17 protein-coding genes, 3 tRNA genes and 4 pseudogenes are annotated in these 19779 nt (G+C 50.6%); 9 read left to right on the top strand and 15 right to left on the bottom strand.

The genetic code is table 11. The features are described 5' to 3' along the window. Positions 1-12 precede the first annotated feature (12 nt). On the bottom strand, positions 13-963 hold the full coding sequence (gene cbl, locus M8014_RS09600) for an HTH-type transcriptional regulator Cbl (RefSeq protein WP_271282252.1): 951 nt from the start codon (positions 961-963) through the stop codon (positions 13-15). Positions 964-1059: 96 nt separating this feature from the next. Next, the gene (nac, locus tag M8014_RS09595) at positions 1060-1977 is read right to left on the bottom strand and encodes a nitrogen assimilation transcriptional regulator NAC (RefSeq protein ID WP_271282251.1); all 918 of its coding nucleotides are present in this window, start codon (positions 1975-1977) and stop codon (positions 1060-1062) included. Between the two features lie 320 nt (positions 1978-2297). Here nac and M8014_RS09590 point away from each other — a divergent pair. The 4 genes from M8014_RS09590 to M8014_RS09575 all read left to right on the top strand — a co-directional run bounded on the left by M8014_RS09590 (position 2298) and on the right by M8014_RS09575 (position 4269). Continuing rightward, a tRNA-Asn gene (locus M8014_RS09590) sits at positions 2298-2373 on the top strand. Between the two features lie 236 nt (positions 2374-2609). Further along, positions 2610-2954: an XRE family transcriptional regulator gene (locus M8014_RS09585; protein WP_271282250.1), complete on the top strand. Its 345-nt coding sequence runs from the start codon at positions 2610-2612 to the stop codon at positions 2952-2954. After that, entirely contained in the window at positions 2939-3250 is a 312-nt protein-coding gene (locus tag M8014_RS09580; protein WP_271282249.1) for a HipA N-terminal domain-containing protein, read from the top strand. The genes M8014_RS09585 and M8014_RS09580 overlap by 16 nt, the downstream gene beginning before the upstream one ends. Then, positions 3247-4269: a type II toxin-antitoxin system HipA family toxin gene (locus tag M8014_RS09575; RefSeq protein ID WP_271282248.1), complete on the top strand. Its 1023-nt coding sequence runs from the start codon at positions 3247-3249 to the stop codon at positions 4267-4269. The genes M8014_RS09580 and M8014_RS09575 overlap by 4 nt, the downstream gene beginning before the upstream one ends. A gap of 77 nt (positions 4270-4346) precedes the next feature. Here the strand turns inward: M8014_RS09575 and ldtA are convergent, their stop codons facing one another. Next, positions 4347-5297: a L,D-transpeptidase gene (ldtA, locus tag M8014_RS09570; protein WP_271282351.1), complete on the bottom strand. Its 951-nt coding sequence runs from the start codon at positions 5295-5297 to the stop codon at positions 4347-4349. Positions 5298-5438: 141 nt separating this feature from the next. Between ldtA and M8014_RS09565 the strand changes: the two genes are divergently transcribed. Both M8014_RS09565 and M8014_RS09560 read left to right on the top strand, forming a co-directional pair. Beyond that, the gene (locus M8014_RS09565) at positions 5439-6893 is read left to right on the top strand and encodes an AMP nucleosidase (RefSeq protein ID WP_271282247.1); all 1455 of its coding nucleotides are present in this window, start codon (positions 5439-5441) and stop codon (positions 6891-6893) included. 17 nt (positions 6894-6910) lie between these two features. Further along, positions 6911-8683 carry an aminopeptidase P family protein gene (locus tag M8014_RS09560; protein WP_271282246.1) on the top strand — a complete coding sequence of 591 codons (1773 nt, stop codon included), beginning with the start codon at positions 6911-6913 and terminating at the stop codon, positions 8681-8683. Between the two features lie 124 nt (positions 8684-8807). Here M8014_RS09560 and M8014_RS09555 read toward each other — a convergent pair whose 3' ends face one another. Next, on the bottom strand, positions 8808-10364 hold the full coding sequence (locus M8014_RS09555; RefSeq protein ID WP_271282245.1) for a bifunctional metallophosphatase/5'-nucleotidase: 1557 nt from the start codon (positions 10362-10364) through the stop codon (positions 8808-8810). Between the two features lie 131 nt (positions 10365-10495). Between M8014_RS09555 and M8014_RS09550 the strand changes: the two genes are divergently transcribed. Beyond that, the gene (locus tag M8014_RS09550) at positions 10496-11638 is read left to right on the top strand and encodes a cytoplasmic protein (protein ID WP_271282350.1); all 1143 of its coding nucleotides are present in this window, start codon (positions 10496-10498) and stop codon (positions 11636-11638) included. After that, positions 11639-11740 (top strand): annotated as a pseudogene (locus tag M8014_RS09545) (IS5/IS1182 family transposase); the annotation flags it as partial. It abuts the gene before it with no gap. Between the two features lie 195 nt (positions 11741-11935). Here the strand turns inward: M8014_RS09545 and M8014_RS09540 are convergent. From M8014_RS09540 to M8014_RS09505, 8 genes and pseudogenes are all read right to left on the bottom strand, one after another. Further along, positions 11936-13462: an aryl-sulfate sulfotransferase gene (locus M8014_RS09540; protein WP_271282244.1), complete on the bottom strand. Its 1527-nt coding sequence runs from the start codon at positions 13460-13462 to the stop codon at positions 11936-11938. A gap of 255 nt (positions 13463-13717) precedes the next feature. Beyond that, positions 13718-14107 carry a M15 family metallopeptidase gene (locus M8014_RS09535; protein ID WP_271282243.1) on the bottom strand — a complete coding sequence of 130 codons (390 nt, stop codon included), beginning with the start codon at positions 14105-14107 and terminating at the stop codon, positions 13718-13720. Beyond that, positions 14094-14294, bottom strand: coding sequence for a phage holin family protein (locus M8014_RS09530; protein WP_271282242.1), 201 nt, complete (start codon positions 14292-14294; stop codon positions 14094-14096). Before M8014_RS09530 ends, M8014_RS09535 begins: the two co-directional genes overlap by 14 nt. Before the next feature lie 292 nt (positions 14295-14586). Next, positions 14587-14736 (bottom strand): annotated as a pseudogene (locus M8014_RS09525) (RNA-binding S4 domain-containing protein). A gap of 114 nt (positions 14737-14850) precedes the next feature. Then, positions 14851-14946: pseudogene (locus M8014_RS09520) on the bottom strand (IS5/IS1182 family transposase); the annotation flags it as partial. A gap of 288 nt (positions 14947-15234) precedes the next feature. Next, positions 15235-15393 (bottom strand): annotated as a pseudogene (locus M8014_RS09515) (Arm DNA-binding domain-containing protein); the annotation flags it as partial. Positions 15394-15553: 160 nt separating this feature from the next. Beyond that, positions 15554-15629, bottom strand: a tRNA-Asn gene (locus M8014_RS09510). An 80-nt stretch (positions 15630-15709) separates the two neighbouring features. Further along, on the bottom strand, positions 15710-17224 hold the full coding sequence (locus tag M8014_RS09505) for an EmmdR/YeeO family multidrug/toxin efflux MATE transporter (RefSeq protein WP_271282241.1): 1515 nt from the start codon (positions 17222-17224) through the stop codon (positions 15710-15712). A gap of 155 nt (positions 17225-17379) precedes the next feature. On the opposite strand from M8014_RS09505, the gene M8014_RS09500 reads away from it, so the two are divergent. After that, a tRNA-Asn gene (locus M8014_RS09500) sits at positions 17380-17455 on the top strand. A 122-nt stretch (positions 17456-17577) separates the two neighbouring features. Here M8014_RS09500 and M8014_RS09495 read toward each other — a convergent pair. The 3 genes from M8014_RS09495 to sbmC form a co-directional block, all read right to left on the bottom strand. After that, positions 17578-17913: a DUF496 family protein gene (locus tag M8014_RS09495; protein WP_095282548.1), complete on the bottom strand. Its 336-nt coding sequence runs from the start codon at positions 17911-17913 to the stop codon at positions 17578-17580. Between the two features lie 167 nt (positions 17914-18080). Then, positions 18081-19139, bottom strand: coding sequence for an FUSC family protein (locus tag M8014_RS09490; RefSeq protein ID WP_271282240.1), 1059 nt, complete (start codon positions 19137-19139; stop codon positions 18081-18083). 104 nt (positions 19140-19243) lie between these two features. Next, complete coding sequence (sbmC, locus tag M8014_RS09485) at positions 19244-19717, bottom strand: DNA gyrase inhibitor SbmC (protein ID WP_271282239.1); 474 nt, start codon at positions 19715-19717, stop codon at positions 19244-19246. Positions 19718-19779: the final 62 nt, after the last annotated feature.

The following is a 19779-nucleotide window of genomic DNA, read 5'->3' as shown; positions in this document are numbered from 1 at the left end:
GGGTTTGCCTGACTAAATCTGATAATCCAGCGCCACTTCTTCTGACTCCATCACCTGACGTTTAATCTCATCGACCGACAGCCCGGCGTTGCACAGTTCGATAAAGCGCCAGACGTAGTTGCGCTGAAGCTGCCCGCGCTTGAGACCAAGCCAGACGGTGTTGGCATCAAACAGATGACGGGTATCAAGCCTCACCAGGCTGCCCTGCTCGCTCTCGCCGCCGGACTGTTCCGCCACCAGCCCGATCCCCAGCCCCAGCTCGACGTAGGTGCGGATCACATCCGAATCCTGCGCACTCAGCACAATATCGGGCGTCAGCCCTTTACGGTTAAAAGCCTCGTCGATACGCGAACGCCCGGTGATCCCCTGCCGATAGGTGATCAGCGGCCATTTGACGATATCGTCCAGCGTCAAAGGGGCAATCTGCGTCAGCGGATGGTCGACCGGCAGCAGCAGGCTGTGATGCCAGCGAAACCACGGGAAGGCCGCCAGCAGCGGGTCATTGCTTAAGCGCTCACTGGCGATCCCGATATCCGCCCCGCCGTTTTGCAGCAGGACTTCAATCTCCTGCGGCGTACCCTGGATAAGCTCAAGGCGCACCTCCGGGAACAGCTCGCGGAAGGCCTTGATCACCGGTGGCAGGCTGTAACGTGCCTGCGTGTGGGTAGTTGCGATGGTTAACACACCGGAGGCATCGTTGGTGAAGAGATCCGCCAGACGGCGTACGTTGCTGGCTTCATTGAGGATCCGCTCGGCGATGGTTAACAGCGCTTTGCCAGGCTCGGTCATCCCAAGCAGGCGCTTGCCACGACGAATGAAAATCTCAATACCCAACTCTTCTTCCAGCTCACGTATATGGCGGCTGACGCCTGATTGAGAGGTGTAAAGCATGTTGGCGACCTCGGTCAGGTTGTAATCCCGACGGGCCGCCTCGCGGATAATTTTAAGTTGCTGGAAATTCACGGTTCACTCCGGCGCATCAGTCATAGCGCTATTGTTAGGGTGTGCCCGCCGTGAGAACAAATAATAAAAACCAGCATCTTATGCTTTTATGGAATATCAGCTGACCAGCTGCAGCTCACGATTCTCCAGCGATGGGCGGCTCACCAGCGACATTAAGATCTCTTTTACCGCCTGTGCCTGCGGCGACAGTGAGCCGCGCGCCGAGACGTTCAGGGAGAGTGGCAGGCTCATGGACGGCGTGGTGATGCGCGCCATCCAGCCATTGGCCGCGCTCGAGAGCGACCGCGCCGCCGATTCCGGCAATACCGTCACGCCCATTCCGCTGGCAATCGCGGCGGTGAGCGTCGAGATAGAGTCGATTTCGCCGATGATTTTCGCCGTCAGGCGACGCAGGGAGAAGGCTTCATCCACGCGTAAACGCACGGCGCTGTAATCACGCGGTAAGAACAGATTCATTTCGGCGACGGCGGTTAAATCCACGCTCTGCCCCGGGCAGTCGCGTGTCCCCACCAGGAAGAGATCTTCTTTCAACACCGGCTGGCTGGTGATCCCCGCCACAGGTGAGCGGTCGTACAGCACGGCCATATCCAGCTGCCCGCTGAGCAGCTTATCGTTTAGCGCCGAGCCGCTGTTTTCATGTAGATAGACCAGCACCTCGGGCAGTTCAGTGCGCACCGCCTGCAGCAGCGGCATGGTAATCGACGACGCGGCTGTACCCGGTGCCAGCCCGATGGAGACCTGGCCGCTCAGCGTCTGTCCAACGTTACAAACTGCCAGCTGCGCCTGTTCACACTGACGCAGAATAGTACGTGCATGGGTATAGAGGATTTTGCCCGCTTCGGTAGGTGTGACGCCGCGCTTCGTGCGAATCAACAGTTGCTGATCCAGTTCACCTTCCAGAGTGGCCACCTGCTGGCTCAGCGCCGGCTGTGCGATATGCAACACTTCAGCAGCCTGGGTCAGGCTACCGATATCGACGATTTTTACGAAGTATTTCAGTCGTCTTAAGTTCATTTTGCCCCCTGTACGAAATGCGTTGCCGGTTCCGGCGCGAATGTACAGAGTGTTTTGCAAGATGCTTGCCAGTTTTGACAAGAGGTCCGATATGTCCGCTAAACGGCTGAAAATAAGAGAATCTAATCAATAAGGCCGCTTTTGAAAGTGAAACAACGGTTTATGATCTGCCCCATAAGGGGTATATCTGCACCAAAAGTGTGCGGATTCGTTGACGAAACAGCCACTTTGCTGATTTTGTCAGCAAACGGTTCAAACATGCAGGAACACCCTTTGACAACGGCCGGTGGCATCGCTAATATTCGCCCCGTTCACACGATTCCTCTGTAGTTCAGTCGGTAGAACGGCGGACTGTTAATCCGTATGTCACTGGTTCGAGTCCAGTCAGAGGAGCCAAATTAAAGAAGCCCGCTTAAGGAAACTTAAGCGGGCTTTTTGCTTTTCACGCTCCCGAAGTAAACCTTCTTTAAAACACCCTCAAGTATCATTAATGACACTTTTCAAATGTATGTCTTCCTTCATGCGGAAAACCATACACTTTCCTGCATCAAAGGTTCAAAAATGAACCTTTGCGTACTATAGTCGAGACATATAGCTGCAGAACAGCGCTCAACGCTTCGGAAGTGTCAAAAATGAACCTTGATGAGATAAAATCACTACTCGAAAAACTTCCTGAATCTGACAAGCAGAAAATGGCCGAAGAATGGGGGCGGCGTGCTCAACCGTTAATTACGGCAGAAAACTCACCTGAATCTGATGAAGCGCCTGTTCTGAATGCGTTAGCATTCCCATTACTTACGCAAATCCTCACGACTGAATTAAAACGACAAGACATCACGTATGAAGAGATGGCGATTCAAATTGGCGTCTCTCTCTCAACGTTTAAACGACTGATTGCGAACCCTTCATCTGCTAAGGCTATCAACCTTCATACATTGCTGAAAGAACTTGGGATTAAGGTATGGCTCGAAAAATAGCGGTGTGGCTTTACAACAAGCCTGCCGGGACGTTGAGCGAAGAGGATAAGGGTTTTGCTTTTTGCTACCACGCAACCTATACCGGCCGGGCGATATCTCTGAGCATGCCGGTGAGATCTGAGCCTTATTTAAGCGAAGAACTGCATCCCTTCTTCAAAGGATTGGCTCCAGAGGGTTGGTTGCGTAAAAGATATTCTGAAATCCAAAAAATTGACGATAACGATCTGTTCGGTTTACTGATGCAAAATGGTAACGACTTGCTCGGTGCAGTAGTACTCAAAGAGATAACATCATGAATCCAGAACGCTGCCTGATAAATTTAAACCCGCTTAAAGACAAAGAATTAAGCACGGGCTATTCCATCAAAGGCATTAAGAGCTTGTTCGGTAGTGTTAAGGTAGCCCTTAACCTGCCTTTTACGCGTAGCCAGTTTATTCAGGAACTGCCTGAGCGTCAGAAAGGGATGAGTATTTCAGGCTATCAACCTAAGCTATCTCTCAGTCTGGAAAGTGGAGAGCTAATAGTCGTCAGCAACAACGGTACCTACATCTTAAAGCCTTCTCCGGAAGAGTATCCGCACCTTGCTGAAAATGAGCATGCCACAATGTGCGTCATGCAACGTCTGAAATTTGATGTCCCTCCCTTTGGGCTTATGTCATTTAAGCATGAAGACAACCGACAAGATGAACTGGCTTTTGTGATTAAGCGCTATGACCGCCTGAGTGCAGACAGAGCAAGGTTGCATCAGGAACAGTTGGATGGCGCGATGGGGCTTAGCGATAAATATGGCAATATTAATAATAAGAAAAACGTCAGTTACGAGAGAGCCGCTAAATTTTTAAATAGTTCGGTGAGCAGTAGTTTAAAGAGTAAGCGTGACCTCTTTTTACGCATCGTTTACGCCTATGTGCTGGGTAATAATGATTTTCATCTGCGTAATATCGGGATCATGCTCCCCGAAAAGGGGGCGCCATATCTGGCCCCTGTCTATGATTTTATCAGCGTTGTGCCCTACCCTGCTGCGTTCAGCGAGTACTTAGCGTTGCCGCTCCTTGAGTGTGAAGAGAACGATGCCGGTAACGCGCCAGGAATAGATTCAGCCTACGGAGAATACCTGGGCGCAGACTTTATCCTTCTGGCTCAGGGGATGGAGATCAATCCGACCCTGGCCAAAAGGTGGCTGGCAGACGTTGTGAAGAGCCATCAGCTACTCGTGGATACTTACACTGAAAGTCACATGCCTGAAGCGCAGCGAGACGTCGTGCTTCAATACGTTGCCCGGAGGATAACCTTGCTGGCAGTGACCAACGTTTAACCAACCTGGGGGGTGTTAAACGTTCTCGACATAAAAGCCCGCTTAAGGAAACTTAAGCGGGCTTTTTGCTTTCATTTTTACTGTCCTGAGGCCACCAATGGCGTCTCGAGTGCCCCATAGCCGATATTCACCGGCATCCCCGATCTCCGCTCCAGCGCGCCGTCAACCCGCACGGTATCCACCCCTGCCCCTTTCAGCTGCGCGCGCAGCGCGGGCGTGATGGGCAACGGTACTTTATTGCTGGACTCAAATTCCGTCCGATTGCGGGACAGCGGCTCGTGCACTTCCACCCAGCGGCTGCCGTCCGGTTCGGTGGTCGTTTTTACTGGCTGATCGATTAACTGGACGCGCGTCCCGACCGGGACATTATCAAACAGATATTTGATATCGTCGTCGCGCAGACGAATACAGCCCTGGCTCACGCGCAGGCCGATGCCAAAATTCGCATTGGTGCCATGAATGGCATACAGCCTGCCAATATAAATGGCATACAGCCCCATCGGGTTGTCCGGCCCGGCAGGCACAAAGGCAGGCAGGGTTTTCCCCTCTTTGGCATAGGCACGACGCGTGTTTGGCGTCGGTGACCAGGTCGGCCCCTCCTGCTTGCGCTGAACCGTTGTGACCCAGTTGCGCGGCGTTTCACGTCCGGCCTCGCCAATACCGATCGGCAGGATCTCAACGGTGTTGCTGCCTTGCGGATAATAATAGAGACGCATTTCCGCCACATTCACCACAATGCCCTCACGCACCGTGTCGGGCAAAATGACCTGCTGTGGGACAATCAGCTGCGAACCGGATTGGGGTAAAAACAGATCTGTTCCCGGATTGGCCTCCAGCATGTTGCTCAGGCCCTGGCTGTACTGCGCCGCAAACGCTTCGAGCGGCAGGGTGTTGCCCTGCGGAACGGTGATGACCAGCGGGTTCCCCACCAGACGACTCCCTTCAGGCGGCAAGGGGTAACTTACCGCCAGCGCACTCTGACTGACCAATAAAGCAGCTAAATAGCCCAACAAGTTAATACGACGCATCATTCCCTTCCTCTGTCGCTCCGCGCGTCCGATAAGCATAGCCTCGATGAAAGAGGCCGCGCCCCGATCTCCTGACTTTTGTTTCATATACAGGTGACATACTATCGGATAACGCCGCATACCTGTATTAAGGAGACAGAGATGAATAATAAGGGCTCCAGCCTGACCCCGGCTCAGGCACTGGACACGCTAAATACGATGTATGAGCAGGCGGTAAACGCGCTGCGTGGCGCAATAAGTCGCTATATTGAAGACGGAACGCTTCCCGATGCAGAGGCCCGACTGAATGGCCTCTTTGTCTATCCTTCGCTTTCTGTGACCTGGGATGGCAGCGCCACCAACCTGCCGAAAACCCGCGCCTATGCGCGCTTCACGCATCCAGGCTGTTACTCCACCACTATCACTCGTCCGCAGCTGTTTCGCCCCTATCTGGAAGAACAGCTGACGCTGCTGTATCAGGATTACAACGCCCACATTACCGTGGAGCCTTCGCGCCACGAGATCCCCTATCCATACGTCATTGACGGCTCAGAGCTGACGCTCGATCGCTCCATGAGCGCCGGGCTGACGCGTCACTTCCCCACCACCGAGCTATCACAAATTGGCGATGAAACCGCCGACGGGATCTACCATCCGGCGGAGTTTTCCCCTCTGTCGCACTTCGACGCCCGCCGCGTCGATTTTTCGCTGGCACGCCTGCGGCACTACACCGGCACCCCGGCGGAACATTTTCAGCCGTTTGTGCTGTTCACCAACTACACCCGCTATGTGGATGAGTTTGTCCGCTGGGGTTGCAGTCAGATCCTCGATCCCGACAGCCCTTACATCGCGCTGTCCTGCGCGGGCGGGATCTGGATCACCGCAGAAACCGAGGCACCGGAGCAGGCTGTTTCCGATCTGGCGTGGAAAAAACACCAGATGCCAGCCTGGCATCTGATCACCGCTGACGGCCAGGGCATTACGCTGATTAACATTGGCGTCGGCCCGTCGAATGCCAAAACCATCTGCGATCATCTCGCGGTGCTGCGCCCGGATGTCTGGCTGATGATTGGCCACTGCGGCGGCCTGCGTGAAAGCCAGTTGATTGGCGATTACGTGCTGGCACACGCCTATCTGCGCGACGATCACGTGCTGGATGCAGTGCTGCCACCGGACATTCCAATCCCAAGCATTGCCGAAGTGCAGCGCGCGCTGTATGACGCCACCAAAGAGGTGAGCGGGATGCCGGGTGAAGAGGTTAAACAGCGTCTGCGTACCGGCACAGTAGTCACCACCGACGACCGCAACTGGGAGTTGCGCTACTCGGCTTCGGCGCTGCGCTTTAATTTAAGCCGCGCGGTCGCGATCGATATGGAGAGCGCCACCATCGCCGCGCAAGGTTATCGCTTCCGCGTGCCCTACGGCACCCTGCTGTGCGTCTCTGATAAGCCGCTCCACGGTGAAATTAAGCTCCCCGGCCAGGCAAACCGTTTCTACGAAGGGGCGATCTCCGAGCATCTGCAAATTGGTATTCGCGCCATCGACCTGCTGCGCGCCGAGGGCGATAAATTACACTCGCGTAAACTGCGGACCTTTAACGAGCCGCCGTTCCGTTAATCATAAAAAGGAAAGTTATGCAAACCACAACACCGCTCTCTGCACTGCGCCAGTGGCTGGCGTCGCAGGGGCTGGACGGCATTATCGTCCCGCGTGCCGATGCTTTTCAGAGCGAATATTGCCACCCCCATGCTGATGTGCTGGCCTGGCTGACGGGCTTTGACGGTTCGGCGGGCCACGCCCTGATCCTGCGCGATCGCGCCGTGCTGTTTGTCGATGGTCGTTATCAGGTTCAGGCCCACCAGCAGGTTGATCTGGCCGACGTGGAGATCCTGCATCTGCACAACGATCCGCTGCCAGCATGGCTGACACAGCACGTTGCAGCCGGCGCCCGTATCGCCTTCGAAGCCCTGCTGATGACTAACGCCCAGTTCGAGGGACTCAATGCCAGCCATTGCGACCTTGTCCCGCTGAACGACTCGCCGTTTGATGTTCTCTGGCAGGATCGTCCTGCGCCACCGACGGGCGCGATCCGTGAAATGCCCGTTGAGATCAGCGGAGAAAGAAGCGCCAATAAGCGTCAGCGCGTTGCTGCCCTGCTGGACGAGCAGCAAGTTGATTATCTGGCGATTACCCAGCCGGATAATATTGCGTGGCTGCTCAACGTGCGCGGCAGCGATATCCCGATGAGCCCGGTTCCGAACTCGTTTGCCCTGCTGGGCCGCGACGGCGCGGTGGAGTGGTTTGTCACACCGGAGAAAACGCAGGCGCTCCCGGCCTCGCTGCTGGAGAGCCTGGTCCTGTCGCCAGAGTCCGCCTTTCTGACGCGCAGCCAGCAGCTTTGCGCCGGTAAGCGCGTAATGGTGGATGCCGATTGTGCCCCTGTCGCCCTGCGCTTTGCGGTCGAGCCACAGGGCGAGATTGTCTGGCAGGCCGAACCCATTACCCTGCTAAAAGCGCATAAAAACCCCACCGAGCTGGCCGGCTATCGCGACAGCCATCAGCAGGACGGCGCGGCGTGGGTCAACTTCCTCGCCTGGCTGACGCATGAGGTTCCCCGTCGCGAAGTCACTGGCAATCCACTGACTGAACTGGAAGCGCAGGCTAAACAGCTGGCATTTCGCCAGCAGCAGCCCGGGTTTATCGAGCAGAGTTTTGCCACGATTTCCGCGTCGGCCAGTAATGCGGCGATGTGCCATTACCACTCCAGCGAGCAAACCAACACCGCTATCACCCGCAACCATTTTTACCTGAATGATTCCGGCGGGCAGTACCACAACGGCACCACCGACGCCACGCGTACGCTGGCCTTCGGCACGCTGAGCGCGCAGTGTCGTCTGCACTACACCGCAGTCCTGAAAGGCTTTTTATCGCTGATTACGCTGCAGTTCCCATCCGGGACCTGCGGGCATCAGATCGACGCCTTCGCGCGGCGTGAGTTGTGGGAGTTGGGGCTGGATTTTGATCATGGGACCGGACACGGGGTGGGTCATCAGTTGCTAATCCACGAGAACCCGCAGCGTATCGCGAAGAAGGTCAATCCGTGGCCGCTGGTGGCGGGGAGTATCATCACCATCGAGCCGGGGTATTATCTGGCGGATCAGTACGGGATCCGTATTGAAAATCAGGTGGAGATTGTCGAAAGCACCCCGGGGTTCTGCCGCTTTGCCTCGCTGACGCTGGCTCCAGTCGACCTGAGTCAGGTGGAGCTGCATCTGCTAAGTGACAAAGAGATCCAGTGGCTGGATGAATATCACCAGCAGGTACGCGAGGTGCTCTCGCCGCACGTTAACAGCGACGCTCGTCCTTGGCTGGTTGCAGCAACGGCGCCGGTGCGCGTGCACAGGTAGCCTATATTCGTCCTCACCCACAGGGTGAGGACGAACGCAGAAAAGCAAAGTGCCCCCTTTATCTGAAAATGTCTTTAAGATCGGGTTTAGGTGATATCACTTTGCCTTTTACCGCATCACAGATTTATTTTTTCACATCAGCAACGCGCTTACCTTTAAGTTGTTCATCGGTGAGGGTATTACCTGCTTTAAAGTAATCGATCACTGCTTTGTAAACGGAATACCCACCGGTTGTGTTACGCGCTTTACCCTCGGTAAACGTGGTAAAACCGTCCCCTCCATCAGCAAGGAAGTTCTGGGTAGCAATGTGGTAAACCGTCGAATCCTCAATCGCTTTACCATTAAGTGTGAGCGCCAGGACCCGTTTTCCGACAGGTTTACTGCTGTCATACTTCATTTCCAGCCCTTTTGAGACCTGCAAGACGCCATTACTTAAACTTGCGCCATGTTCCATCAGACTACGTAATTGCTTACCGGTGAGATCCATGGTGACCAGGTCGTTAGGGAATGGGAACGTACTAATGATATCACCCATCGTAATCGCACCAGACGGGATCTCACTGCGGATACCGCCAGAGTTGGTTAAGGCCAACTGTGTATTTTTACCCGCAGCGGCCAGCAAAGCGTCCGCAGCCAGATTGCCCAGTGAAGCTGATTCACCATATGCACGTGTTAATTCAACCGGCGACTGCGCCACCGTCTGTCCAACCACTTCATCGAGTTTCTTATTCCAGCGGTCAATCACTTCCTTCGTTTGCGGATCGGGCTTCCACTCATCTGCGTAAATGGTTTTCAGTTCGAAATTTTTCATCGTGAAGCTATGTGGTTTCTCTTTGTAGTCCAGGACCAGTTTCCCTACATCGATACCACCACTGTCGGTTGAGAGGATCAGCGTATTGCCTACTTTAATCGGTTCCGGCGTACCGACATGCGCATGTCCGGTAATCAGAATATCCAGACCTTTTACCTGGCTTGCCGTCTGAATATCCTTATCCAGCGCACGACGCACATCGGTACTCCCTTTACTTGACTGACGGGCAGGCGTGCCTTCATGAACCAGTAATACGGTCAGATCCACTTTGTCCTTAAGTTCATCAATATAACGCTGTAACCATTTAATCTCATCCCGTGCTTCAATACCTTCGCGCATTACAGCAGAAACAGTATCATTGAAGGCAAATACACCGTGCAAACCTATCACGCCAATTTTCACGCCATCTTTTTCAATAATGGTATATGGCTTATCCCAGAATGCTTTATCGCTGTTCTGATAAAATATATTGCCCTGCACAATGGGGAATTTCGCCTGGCTAAGCTGGAGCAACGTATTATCCCAACCATCATCAAATTCATGATTTCCCATTGTGACCGCATCAAACGGCATGGTATTCATAATATCAATGATTGCTTTGCCCTTCGTTAAGCTGCTGATATAAGGGCCGGTAAAATAGTCACCTGCATCAAAAAACCATGTGGCTTTGTTTTTGTTTTTTTCATTTTTTACCAGAGTGGTGATATTCGCCCAGCCACCGATTTCACGTTTTCCGTCTGCAATCCATGGCACTTTATAGGGTTCCACATGGGCATGGAGATCATTGGTATAAATAATGGTGATATCCTTGGCACAAGCCCAGAGTGGTAATGTCAACAAAATACCCGCAGCAATCGCTTTTAATTTCATAATTTGTTCCTTCATTCACATTAATTTCGGGTATTTTACGTTCTGAAAGACATTGATACGTGCGCCTGTTCACACAATCAAATCGAAGTTATGGTCTAACATTAGCGACCTCTAAAAATCGTTGGTGACGTATATTGACTCAATTTACGATTAATACGTGCAAATCGTTTGGTTGCCGCAATTTAGGGCTACCCATATCGGCATCTGCAGATTACAGTTGGCCAGACTACAGACTGGGGTTCCCGGCATTGCACTGTCGAGCATGCGGGAGTTATCCCCCACTGTTTGATGAACAACAATTTAATGAATGGCTGTCTGCTCACTTAAGTGCATATGCCTTTGAAAACGGTCATTTTTGTCCTGAATGTTATTGCAATAAAACTATCTGTTATGGTCATAATCCACGGGGAACACAGCGCGTTCAGTGCCGAGTCTGCAGAAAAGTCTGGACACCTAAACGGCAATTACCAGGAGAAGTAATACCACCAGTACAGATTGAAACAGTGCCTTTAATTGTGCCATTCCAGGGGGGCAGAGGAGATCAGAAATTGTATGTTCTACTCAGTTTCGATGCTATCCGAGGTAATATCCTTCATCTTTCCACTAATTTTACTCAGCATCCGATCGGGGAAACCCTACGTTATCTCTGGAGAGGGAATATTGAGCCTGAATTGCATCATAGTGATATCGTAAAACGCGTTGATATGCGTGAGATGCATTTTCTACGCCGGAGTCAATTTGATGAAATTCAGTATGGAAGTGCGGTACTCAAACGCAACGCCAAAGGTGCTATTCTGCGTCCGGTTATCGCTGCCCACGGGCATTTTCGGGTACTGAATATCCTCTTTCCTGAGATAAAAACACATGTTATTTCTCACGAATGTTTTCTTCGTGGCGCGGTTATTACTGTGTGGGCAGAACTGTTTCGTCAACAACAAGGCGAGCTTTGGTTTATAGAAGAAGATATAAGCGACAGTGATACGAATACCCCCTGGTATTTTCAGGGAAAAACGCACCATGGATGGTGGCAAAGTCAATGGTCACTTTGGATCCAGGGAAAAAACCGTAAGATGGTTTGCCCATTAACAGGGGGTGATAGCAGTAATGCTGAAATGCTCTCTATAGCGGCCAGCAGGCACTTCATCGATTGGCTATACAAACAAACGAATTTTACCCACAGTGCCCAATTATCCGCAGGTGGCGTAACGCAAATACTACTTTCCCTGGCGCATGATTATAACGATAGACTTATAACAGCCCCTTCGGGCGATTAGTACCGGCGTTTCCAGGAGTGGCGTGATGTAGGTTTCTTTGAGCGCTTCTGGCAGAACGGTTTGCTTGTCTGCGAATATCTCGACGGTATTCACAGGTCATGGTATTAGGCCATGTTGCATTTTACCTCTGGTCTTATCGTCTGGAATAAAGTCCTGGTGAGACAGGCTCTAAATACTTAGTATATATCATTAAGGGTTCATGTAGATACATGAACCCTTTTAATATATGCAGATAGATCAATTAGTCATTAAAAACCGATGATCGATTGCTTCTGTTTTTATAATTATATCTTTTTATTAATTTACAGTAACTGATGCCGTAGTAATTAAGTCAGACAGTTCTGTTTCGCTAAATAATCTTGCACGATAGCCCTCTGCAGGGAATTGAGGCGCGCCATCAGGTAGAGAAATTACATCGTAGATAGAGGCAATCATATTGCCGTTCACATCGGAGATAAAGAATGAACGGGCATGGTTGGTAAAAATAACGAAGTAATCATCATGGTCAAACACTCCCCCCATAAAATCAGTCCATTGGATGATGGGTTTTGTTGGTAGCTCAATAGGTGCGTGAATTTCTACAGCTGTTTTGGCTGCTAAGTCTACAGCATAGAATAGAATACGAGCCGGAGGTGTTGAATAGGCATCGTCTGTCGCATTGTCATTCATCGGACGAATTACAGGACTTCCATCCGCAGCAAGACAAGATCTATTATCAAAGACAGATAAAACAAATTTCCCCACGGTAGAGTCGATATTGTCAGCAAATGCACTGTTATTAGTGATACACACAGTGTGAGCACCATTTTCATAGTTAGTAATACCAGAGTTATCAATGTGAATAGTTTCTGGATTTACCGGAAATTGAGGGTTGTAATTACCTGTATCGATTACCCATAAGATACTACCATCAGTGATAGATATGCCAAAAGTCGTACTCGTTGAACGGGAATGAACAATGACTGCCTCATCATTATTTGGACTACTTGCAATCCATGAAAGCGAGTTTAAATGAATATCATTAGGAGTGCTATTATTTAAGATTTGAGAGCCGCTATACTCACTGGTGTAGTTTTTTGCCCAAATCATCTTCCCGGTCTGATCGTTGAATTTTAGAACCAAGGAATCTTGTCCCATCGTATTGGTTATCCGATTAGGGCTGTCGTTACCAAACATATAAATATCGCCTGCTGAGTCCCAGACTAAATCGTGCGTGTTTGAATAGTGATTGCCATTAGCGTCACGCAAATCGAATTCAAAGATGACATTACCGAGAATGTCAATTTTGAAAAAGCGACGACCATACCACGACATATCTTCATCGCTACCAGTATAGATGTAACCATTGTGAATTCTTAACGGCTGAAGATGATAAACCGATAAAAAGTTAAAACGCAGGTCGCCATTTTGGTCGTAACCACGGCCAGTAGATTGCATTAACCAGCTATTTCCCCATACAGATGTAAATAGTGCAGGATCTGTTTGTTCAATATCGAGGTGGAAGATGACAGATTTATCATAAACCTGATCTTCCGTACTAATAGAGAATGTCTGATTGAAAACTTCAGCCCCAGTTCCATCCTTAAATACGACCTGGACGTTGTTTGCATATTGCGCATACAGGCCAATAACAGGGATTTTTATGGTTTGAGAAACACCATAAATCAGATCCGACGTATAGGAAAAATCTACGCTGGTTGGGCTGGTTGTCCTTTTTGATACAGTATAAGAATAGCTTACTGGCGTATCTGAAGTAAAATAAATGTATGCAGCGAGCTGATTGTCGGCCGGTGCAAGTTCAGTTTTAACATAATTAATTGTCATTATCGTATTCCTTTTGGGTTCGTTCCATTAGATGTAGATACGGTTTTTTGTCAGGACAGCAAGGGGTCGCCAATAGAAACAGCGAGCAAATAAAGGCCTGACTTATAACTTAGTACTGTAGTAATTAAAAAACAGATTTGTATTATAATGCTCCTCTTAAAAAACAGCTGAGTAAACAAGGATGAGTTTAATCATCCTGCAGATGAAGGCGAATCCTATTACTTGTGTAAATAGATCTCCTCAATATTCCAGATACTATTCAGGGTACATCTTTCGTGAGAGTTGAAAATGAGCGCCATCCTTTATTTCCGTCCAATTACCCCCCCACTCAACATCAACAGATAACTCCTTCGCTGCCCGAAACACCGCAGTTGCAATTGTCTGGTAATGTTTAAACTCCCAGGATGCTGTACCATTTATGACGGCGAATACATCGACGGCGTGCCCTGTTAAATGCCTGCTTTTTGACGTTAATGATTTTCCTGATGCCAGAAGCTCAAGCTGCCGCTTTTGCTTTCTTAACCCTTCTGAAATACCGAAATCAATAGGTGATAATTTCAATGCTCTTCTCATCACGTCAGACAGGTCCTTATGCACACCTTTAAGATTCTTTTCAGTAGCTATACCAAATTCATGATTTATCATTAGCATCTCCAGAAATTACGCCGGTAAATCCTGACATAATAATTTGTGCTAATGCCGGAAATAAATTCTTTTCCGACTGACCAGACTTAACGTCAAGGAAATGACTAACAAGAACACCACATGCGCCTAATAATATAATGTTAATGCAGTTAAAAAATGCATTTAATGATGGGTCTTTCCATGTCAAAGCAATTACCTCCAACGATTGTATAAGTAAAAAAATTTACTGCATGATGAGACAATTTTTTGTAATAGAACTATATGGTGTTGCTATGCAGTAAATAATAAACGTTGAGCAGCCCTGTTTTGTGATGAATGTCACACTCAATGCAATTAATAGCTTTTATCGATCGATTCTTTGTGAATGATAGTTATTTATTATTAATATGAATTATTTTATTTAGTAGTGGAATACATAAGAGGGGCGAGCGGGAGATGGGGTAATCCGATAGCGCGACGACAACCGGGTTCAGGAGGGATTATGCTGTAACCGTAACGCTCTGACCTTCATAGCTCAGGCTCTTACCCGCGACGATTTTGGCCTGTGCACCGCTTTCGCTCCAGTTTTCAAGCTTGAGCAGATCCTACAGCTCAACGGATGGGTATCAACCTAATGAAAATACGGCCATTTCCAGGAGTTATTGCTGCCGCTCAGATGCTGATTCGCTACCGCGTAACTATGCTCATGGTAGTAGCGTGTGTCATGTGTCATGTGTCATGTGTCATGTGTCATAAAAGATATTTTCGTGCGTCACACTGGCTATGGTCGTATGAAGCTTGCGCCGCACGTCAGCCTCATGCTGCCTGACTTTCCACTCGCCTTCTCCAAAAACCTTCAGGCTGTGCGCTGTCGGTCAATGTAACAATGGCAATTTCATCGGTTTAACACGTCAAATCTTTGCTGGTGCAGGTTCTTTAAAAAAAAGCCGCTCCCGGGGTAAGCGGGAGCGGCTTTTTCAACTTCCATAAACCCAGGTATTACTGGCTCAGGCATACCTTATGTTGTCGCGCGGAAATCCAGGGTGCAAAGAATCCTTCACGGCTTGCATCCAGATAGATGCAGAGTCAACATCCTCACCAGTCGGGTTAATTCCCGATCCTGCTGATAGTCATCAACACACTGTAAGGGATTCTTTCCCGTTAAAACGATATTTGAGATACCAGAGACGTGAACCGCCTGGATTAACAATCAGGTATTAACTGTGAGAATCAGCGAACTTAAAGGGAGATGAAGAAAGTTTTGGATTACAGATTTGGATATGGGTATGGGTATGGGTAAGAGACATAGGGTGGTCACTCCATTTTCAAACAGAAATGACCCAAATCTGACTAGCAAATTCTCCCGATGCAGAGGGGAAACTGAAAATGCATCGGTAAGGTTTTTCACGCTAACTTAATGAATCCAAATCGTATAAGGATTCACAACGCAGCATGAAAACAAGAATTTGGCTCCTCTGACTGGACTCGAACCAGTGACATACGGATTAACAGTCCGCCGTTCTACCGACTGAACTACAGAGGAATCGTGTGAACGGGGCGAATATTAGCGATGCCACCTGGTATTGTCAAAGGCAGAATGCACAATTCGTATCGTTTGCCGATTTATTCTCCACTTTGTGCATCTGGCAACCGTTCTGCACCACTATGTAGGGCCTGGTCACGTTTTTGCCGTGGGTATTTCCACAGCCAGCGTCCGCTGACCATCCGCCAGTAGAACAGTGCGCCGCGTACCGCCCAATCCAGGAACATCCCCAACCAAACGCCAACCACGCCCATTCCGAGCATGATCCCCAGCGTATAACCCGCCACTACGCGACACCCCCACATTCCGAGCATCGAGACCCACATGGCAAAGCGGGCATCACGTGCCCCTTTGAGCCCGGCAGGCAGTACCCACGAGGCGGCCCAGATCGGCATAAAGGCAGCGTTCAGCCAGACGAGGATAACCACCACGTCTTTAACGTCCTGCTCCTGGGTATAGAACGATGCCAGCAAGCTGGCAAACGGCGCGGTTCCCCATGCAATGGCGGTCAGGCCAAGGGTGGAGAGCCAGAATACATGGCGTAACTGACGCTCCGCCTGCCCTATCTGCCCTTTCCCGAGCCGTTTACCGGTGATAATGGTAGAAGCTGAACCGAGGGCGTTGCCCGGCAGGTTGATTAAGGCAGCGATGGAGAAGGCGATAAAGTTACCGGCAATAACATCGGTACCCATCCCGGCGACAAACATCTGGGTCAGCAGCTTGCCGCTGTTAAACAGTACCGACTCAATACTGGCCGGTACGCCGATGCCCATCACTTCCCAGATAATGGCAAAGTTCAGCGGCTTGAAATAGCTTTTTAAGCTGATGCGCAGCGCCGGGTTAAAACCCACCGCCAGCACCGCAATAATGGCGACTGCGCCTACGTAGCGGGAGATGGTCAGTCCCAGCCCCGCGCCGATAAAGCCGAGCCCGTCCCAGGAAAAGATGCCGTAAATCAGCACGCTGCTGATCATGATGTTGAGGATGTTCATCCCACCATTAATCAGCAGCGGTATTTTAGTATTCCCCGCCCCGCGCAGCGCCCCGCTGCCAATCAGCGCAATCGCCGCGGCCGGGTAGCTGAGAACCGTCATTTCGAGGTACGACAGCGCCAGCGCTTTCACTTCACCTGTAGCCTCTCCGGCGACAATATTAATGATCTCCTCGCCAAAGTAGTGGATCACCGCCGCCAGCACGATGGAAAACAACGTCATGATCACCAGCGACTGCCTGGCCGCCGCCCGCGCGCGCTGCGGATCGCGTTTGCCGAGACTAAAGGCCACCACCACCGTGGTACCGAGATCGATAGCGGCAAAGAACGAAATGATCACCATGTTGAAGCTGTCAGCCAGGCCCACACCCGCCATCGCCTCTTTTCCAAGCCAGCTCACCAGGAAGGTACTGAGCACGCCCATCATCAGGACGCAGGTATTTTCCAGAAAGATAGGCACGGCAAGGGGGGTGATTTCACGCCAGAACAGAACTTTGTAACTCTTACGTTTGGCATACCAGGGCGTGCATTGCACAACCTGGCGTAAAGCGGAGGTGACGTTCAAAATGGACCTTAAAGAGAGAAAGTTGAAACTCCTTTTCAAATAATGAGGGAGAATAGACGATCCTGCAAAGTATTTCCCACAAAAATATCCAGGGATTTACGACAAACTGTCGACAGAATCAGCAGTTGAACATAATGGGTAAGATCAGGTTTGACAAAACTTTTTTCGCCGCTAAGATAGCACTCCACACCGATTCCTCTGTAGTTCAGTCGGTAGAACGGCGGACTGTTAATCCGTATGTCACTGGTTCGAGTCCAGTCAGAGGAGCCAAATTTAAGAAGCCTGCTTACGAGCAGGCTTTTTGCTTTTCATCGTTGGCTTAAATGACGTTATGTTGCCAATAAAAAAGGCCCTCTGTGATGCAGAGAGCCTTTTTTTATAGCCTGCGGCGATTACTCGCTTTTTGCTTCGCCGTTTTTGATTTCGCCAATCACTTTCAGCTTTTTGGAGATGTCGCGGCGTTCTTTCGACAGCTCGGCATTTTTGATGATGTAGTCGTCTACGCGATCTTCGTAGTCGGTTTTCATGCTGGCAATGATGCCCTGAATCGCTTCTACGCTCATGCCTGGCTTGATGTAGTCGCTCAGGTTGTCCAGCAGCAGAACGCGCTTCTGGTTGTCACGGATCTTCTTCTCAACGTCCTGAATTTCACGTTGCAGTTTGTTCTTGCGGCGGAACAGACGGACAAATTCCAGAACGTCCTGGAACGAAGGCTTGGTAGTTTCCATTTTTACACCCCTGATAATGTGAGATTCGGATTCGTTTAAACAACCGCGATGGCGTTAACCTTACTGACAGCGATTGCTGATGACAATAATTTTTCCTTTGGCCCTATCATAACCTCAATTTCTGCTGAATCGAAGCAGCAGGCATCATAACTGCGCATGTCCGCTTTTTATTTGCGCAATGCCCGACAGATAAGATGAGACAGCAGCTCCAGCTGGCGAGCCAGCTCCATGCTCAACCATACATAGCCATGAATAGGCGTTTCCGCCACGTTTTCACCGCGCTGATCGTTGATCAGCTGGCGCAACTCGGCAACGATTTCGTTCAGCCGCTCGGTATTGGCCAGAATCGGCTGCGGATTACCTTCGTACAACGCATGGGCGATGGTGAGCAGCGTTTGCTGGGTCATCTGCTGTGTCTCTTTCAGCGTCCGGGCATTGAGCATAACAAAATGGCTGGCCCGGGAGGCCCAGTGCGCATTGATTTGCAGCTCCAGAATGCAGACCAGGTTGCGGCTGACGGTCTGAATCGCTTCGAAGATGGATTTCTGAATATGGGTCTCTTTGCTGGCCGGAGTAATCAGGCTGCGCATTTTGACCACGTCATTGAGGATGGTTTGCAGGTGTTTCTCAAGCCGCGGGCGCTCGACCAGATTGGGGGAAAAACCAGCTTGATAGACCCGGTTAAAAGCGGTGACGTAGTTCGCCATCTGAATACGCCAGTGCAAAAACGCCCGCTGCGGCCAGATGCCGGTAAACAGCATCGCGAGCAGGGAGCCGAGGATCACGTCGCCGCTTCGCCATAGGGCGGTGTGCATGTCTCCCGTCGGCGCACCGATCACCACCGCAAGGGTGATGCCAATCAGCAGCGCCTGGTAGGGCCGTTTGCCCAGTGCAAGCCAGCCGCAAAGGAACATAGCGACCGCGCACCACACCAGCATCAGCGGCAGAGAGAAAAGCTCAAGCTTCAGGGCAATTAGCCCCAGTACTGAGCCGAGGATAGTCCCACCAATACGTTCAAACGCGCGCGGGACCACATTGCCCCAGAAGGAGATCGGCCCCATGATCACCACCAGCGTGATCAGCGGCCACGTCCCCTCCGGTACATGCAGCAGACGTACCAGTAAAAAGGTGAGGACAAACGCCAGCGCAATACGGCATCCATGAACCGTGCGGTAGTGGCGATACAGGCGAATTTCAAAAGGCGTTAATGATTTGTCGGGGCGCACACACGCTCTCCAGCATTACGGCAAACCCTGATTGTACTGCGTTTTCTGCCGAAGGAGTGACCTCCGGCAGAAAAACCCGGCAAAGCGTGGGTATTGATGACCTTTTAACCAACTTTGTTTTGTACAGGAATAAACATTTCGATATCCCAGTAGCCGTCTGCGTTGCCATCATTCAAATAACGTTCGAAACAGGGTTTCGGCGCAATCTGGTATTTGCCGTCTTCAAGCAGGCTGTCGAAGAAATGATTCCAGGGGGTGGCAAAGTCGTGATTTTCAACCCGGGCGGTCGCTGCAGCATAGTCGCCTTCGGCCACCTCGGTAAGGATCACCCCTTCGCTGTTGGCGGGGATCGTAAAATCGTCCGGCACGGTGATCACCGTGTCGCAGCGGAGCTTATCAGCCGGTACTTCGTCAGGGTTATCATAATAGACCGCCACCCACTCCAGCGGCTGGATCCGCTGGCCATCTACCCACATCATCAGTTGTTCAAAACCCTGCTTAACGGTTTGCTCCCAGGGGCCAACCAGATGAAAACCGGCGATTTTGCGTTTGTTCTGGTGCGTGATGCTGTAGTCCATGCTGCCTCCGTTTGATTACTGTATATACATACACTCTAAAGCAGAGAAAAGCGGTTTAACAA

Source organism: Silvania hatchlandensis, from assembly GCF_025564065.1.
GTDB lineage: Bacteria > Pseudomonadota > Gammaproteobacteria > Enterobacterales > Enterobacteriaceae > Enterobacter > Enterobacter hatchlandensis.
The sequence above is the reverse complement of the archived record's forward strand: the minus strand, read 5'-3'. Positions and strand labels throughout refer to the sequence as shown.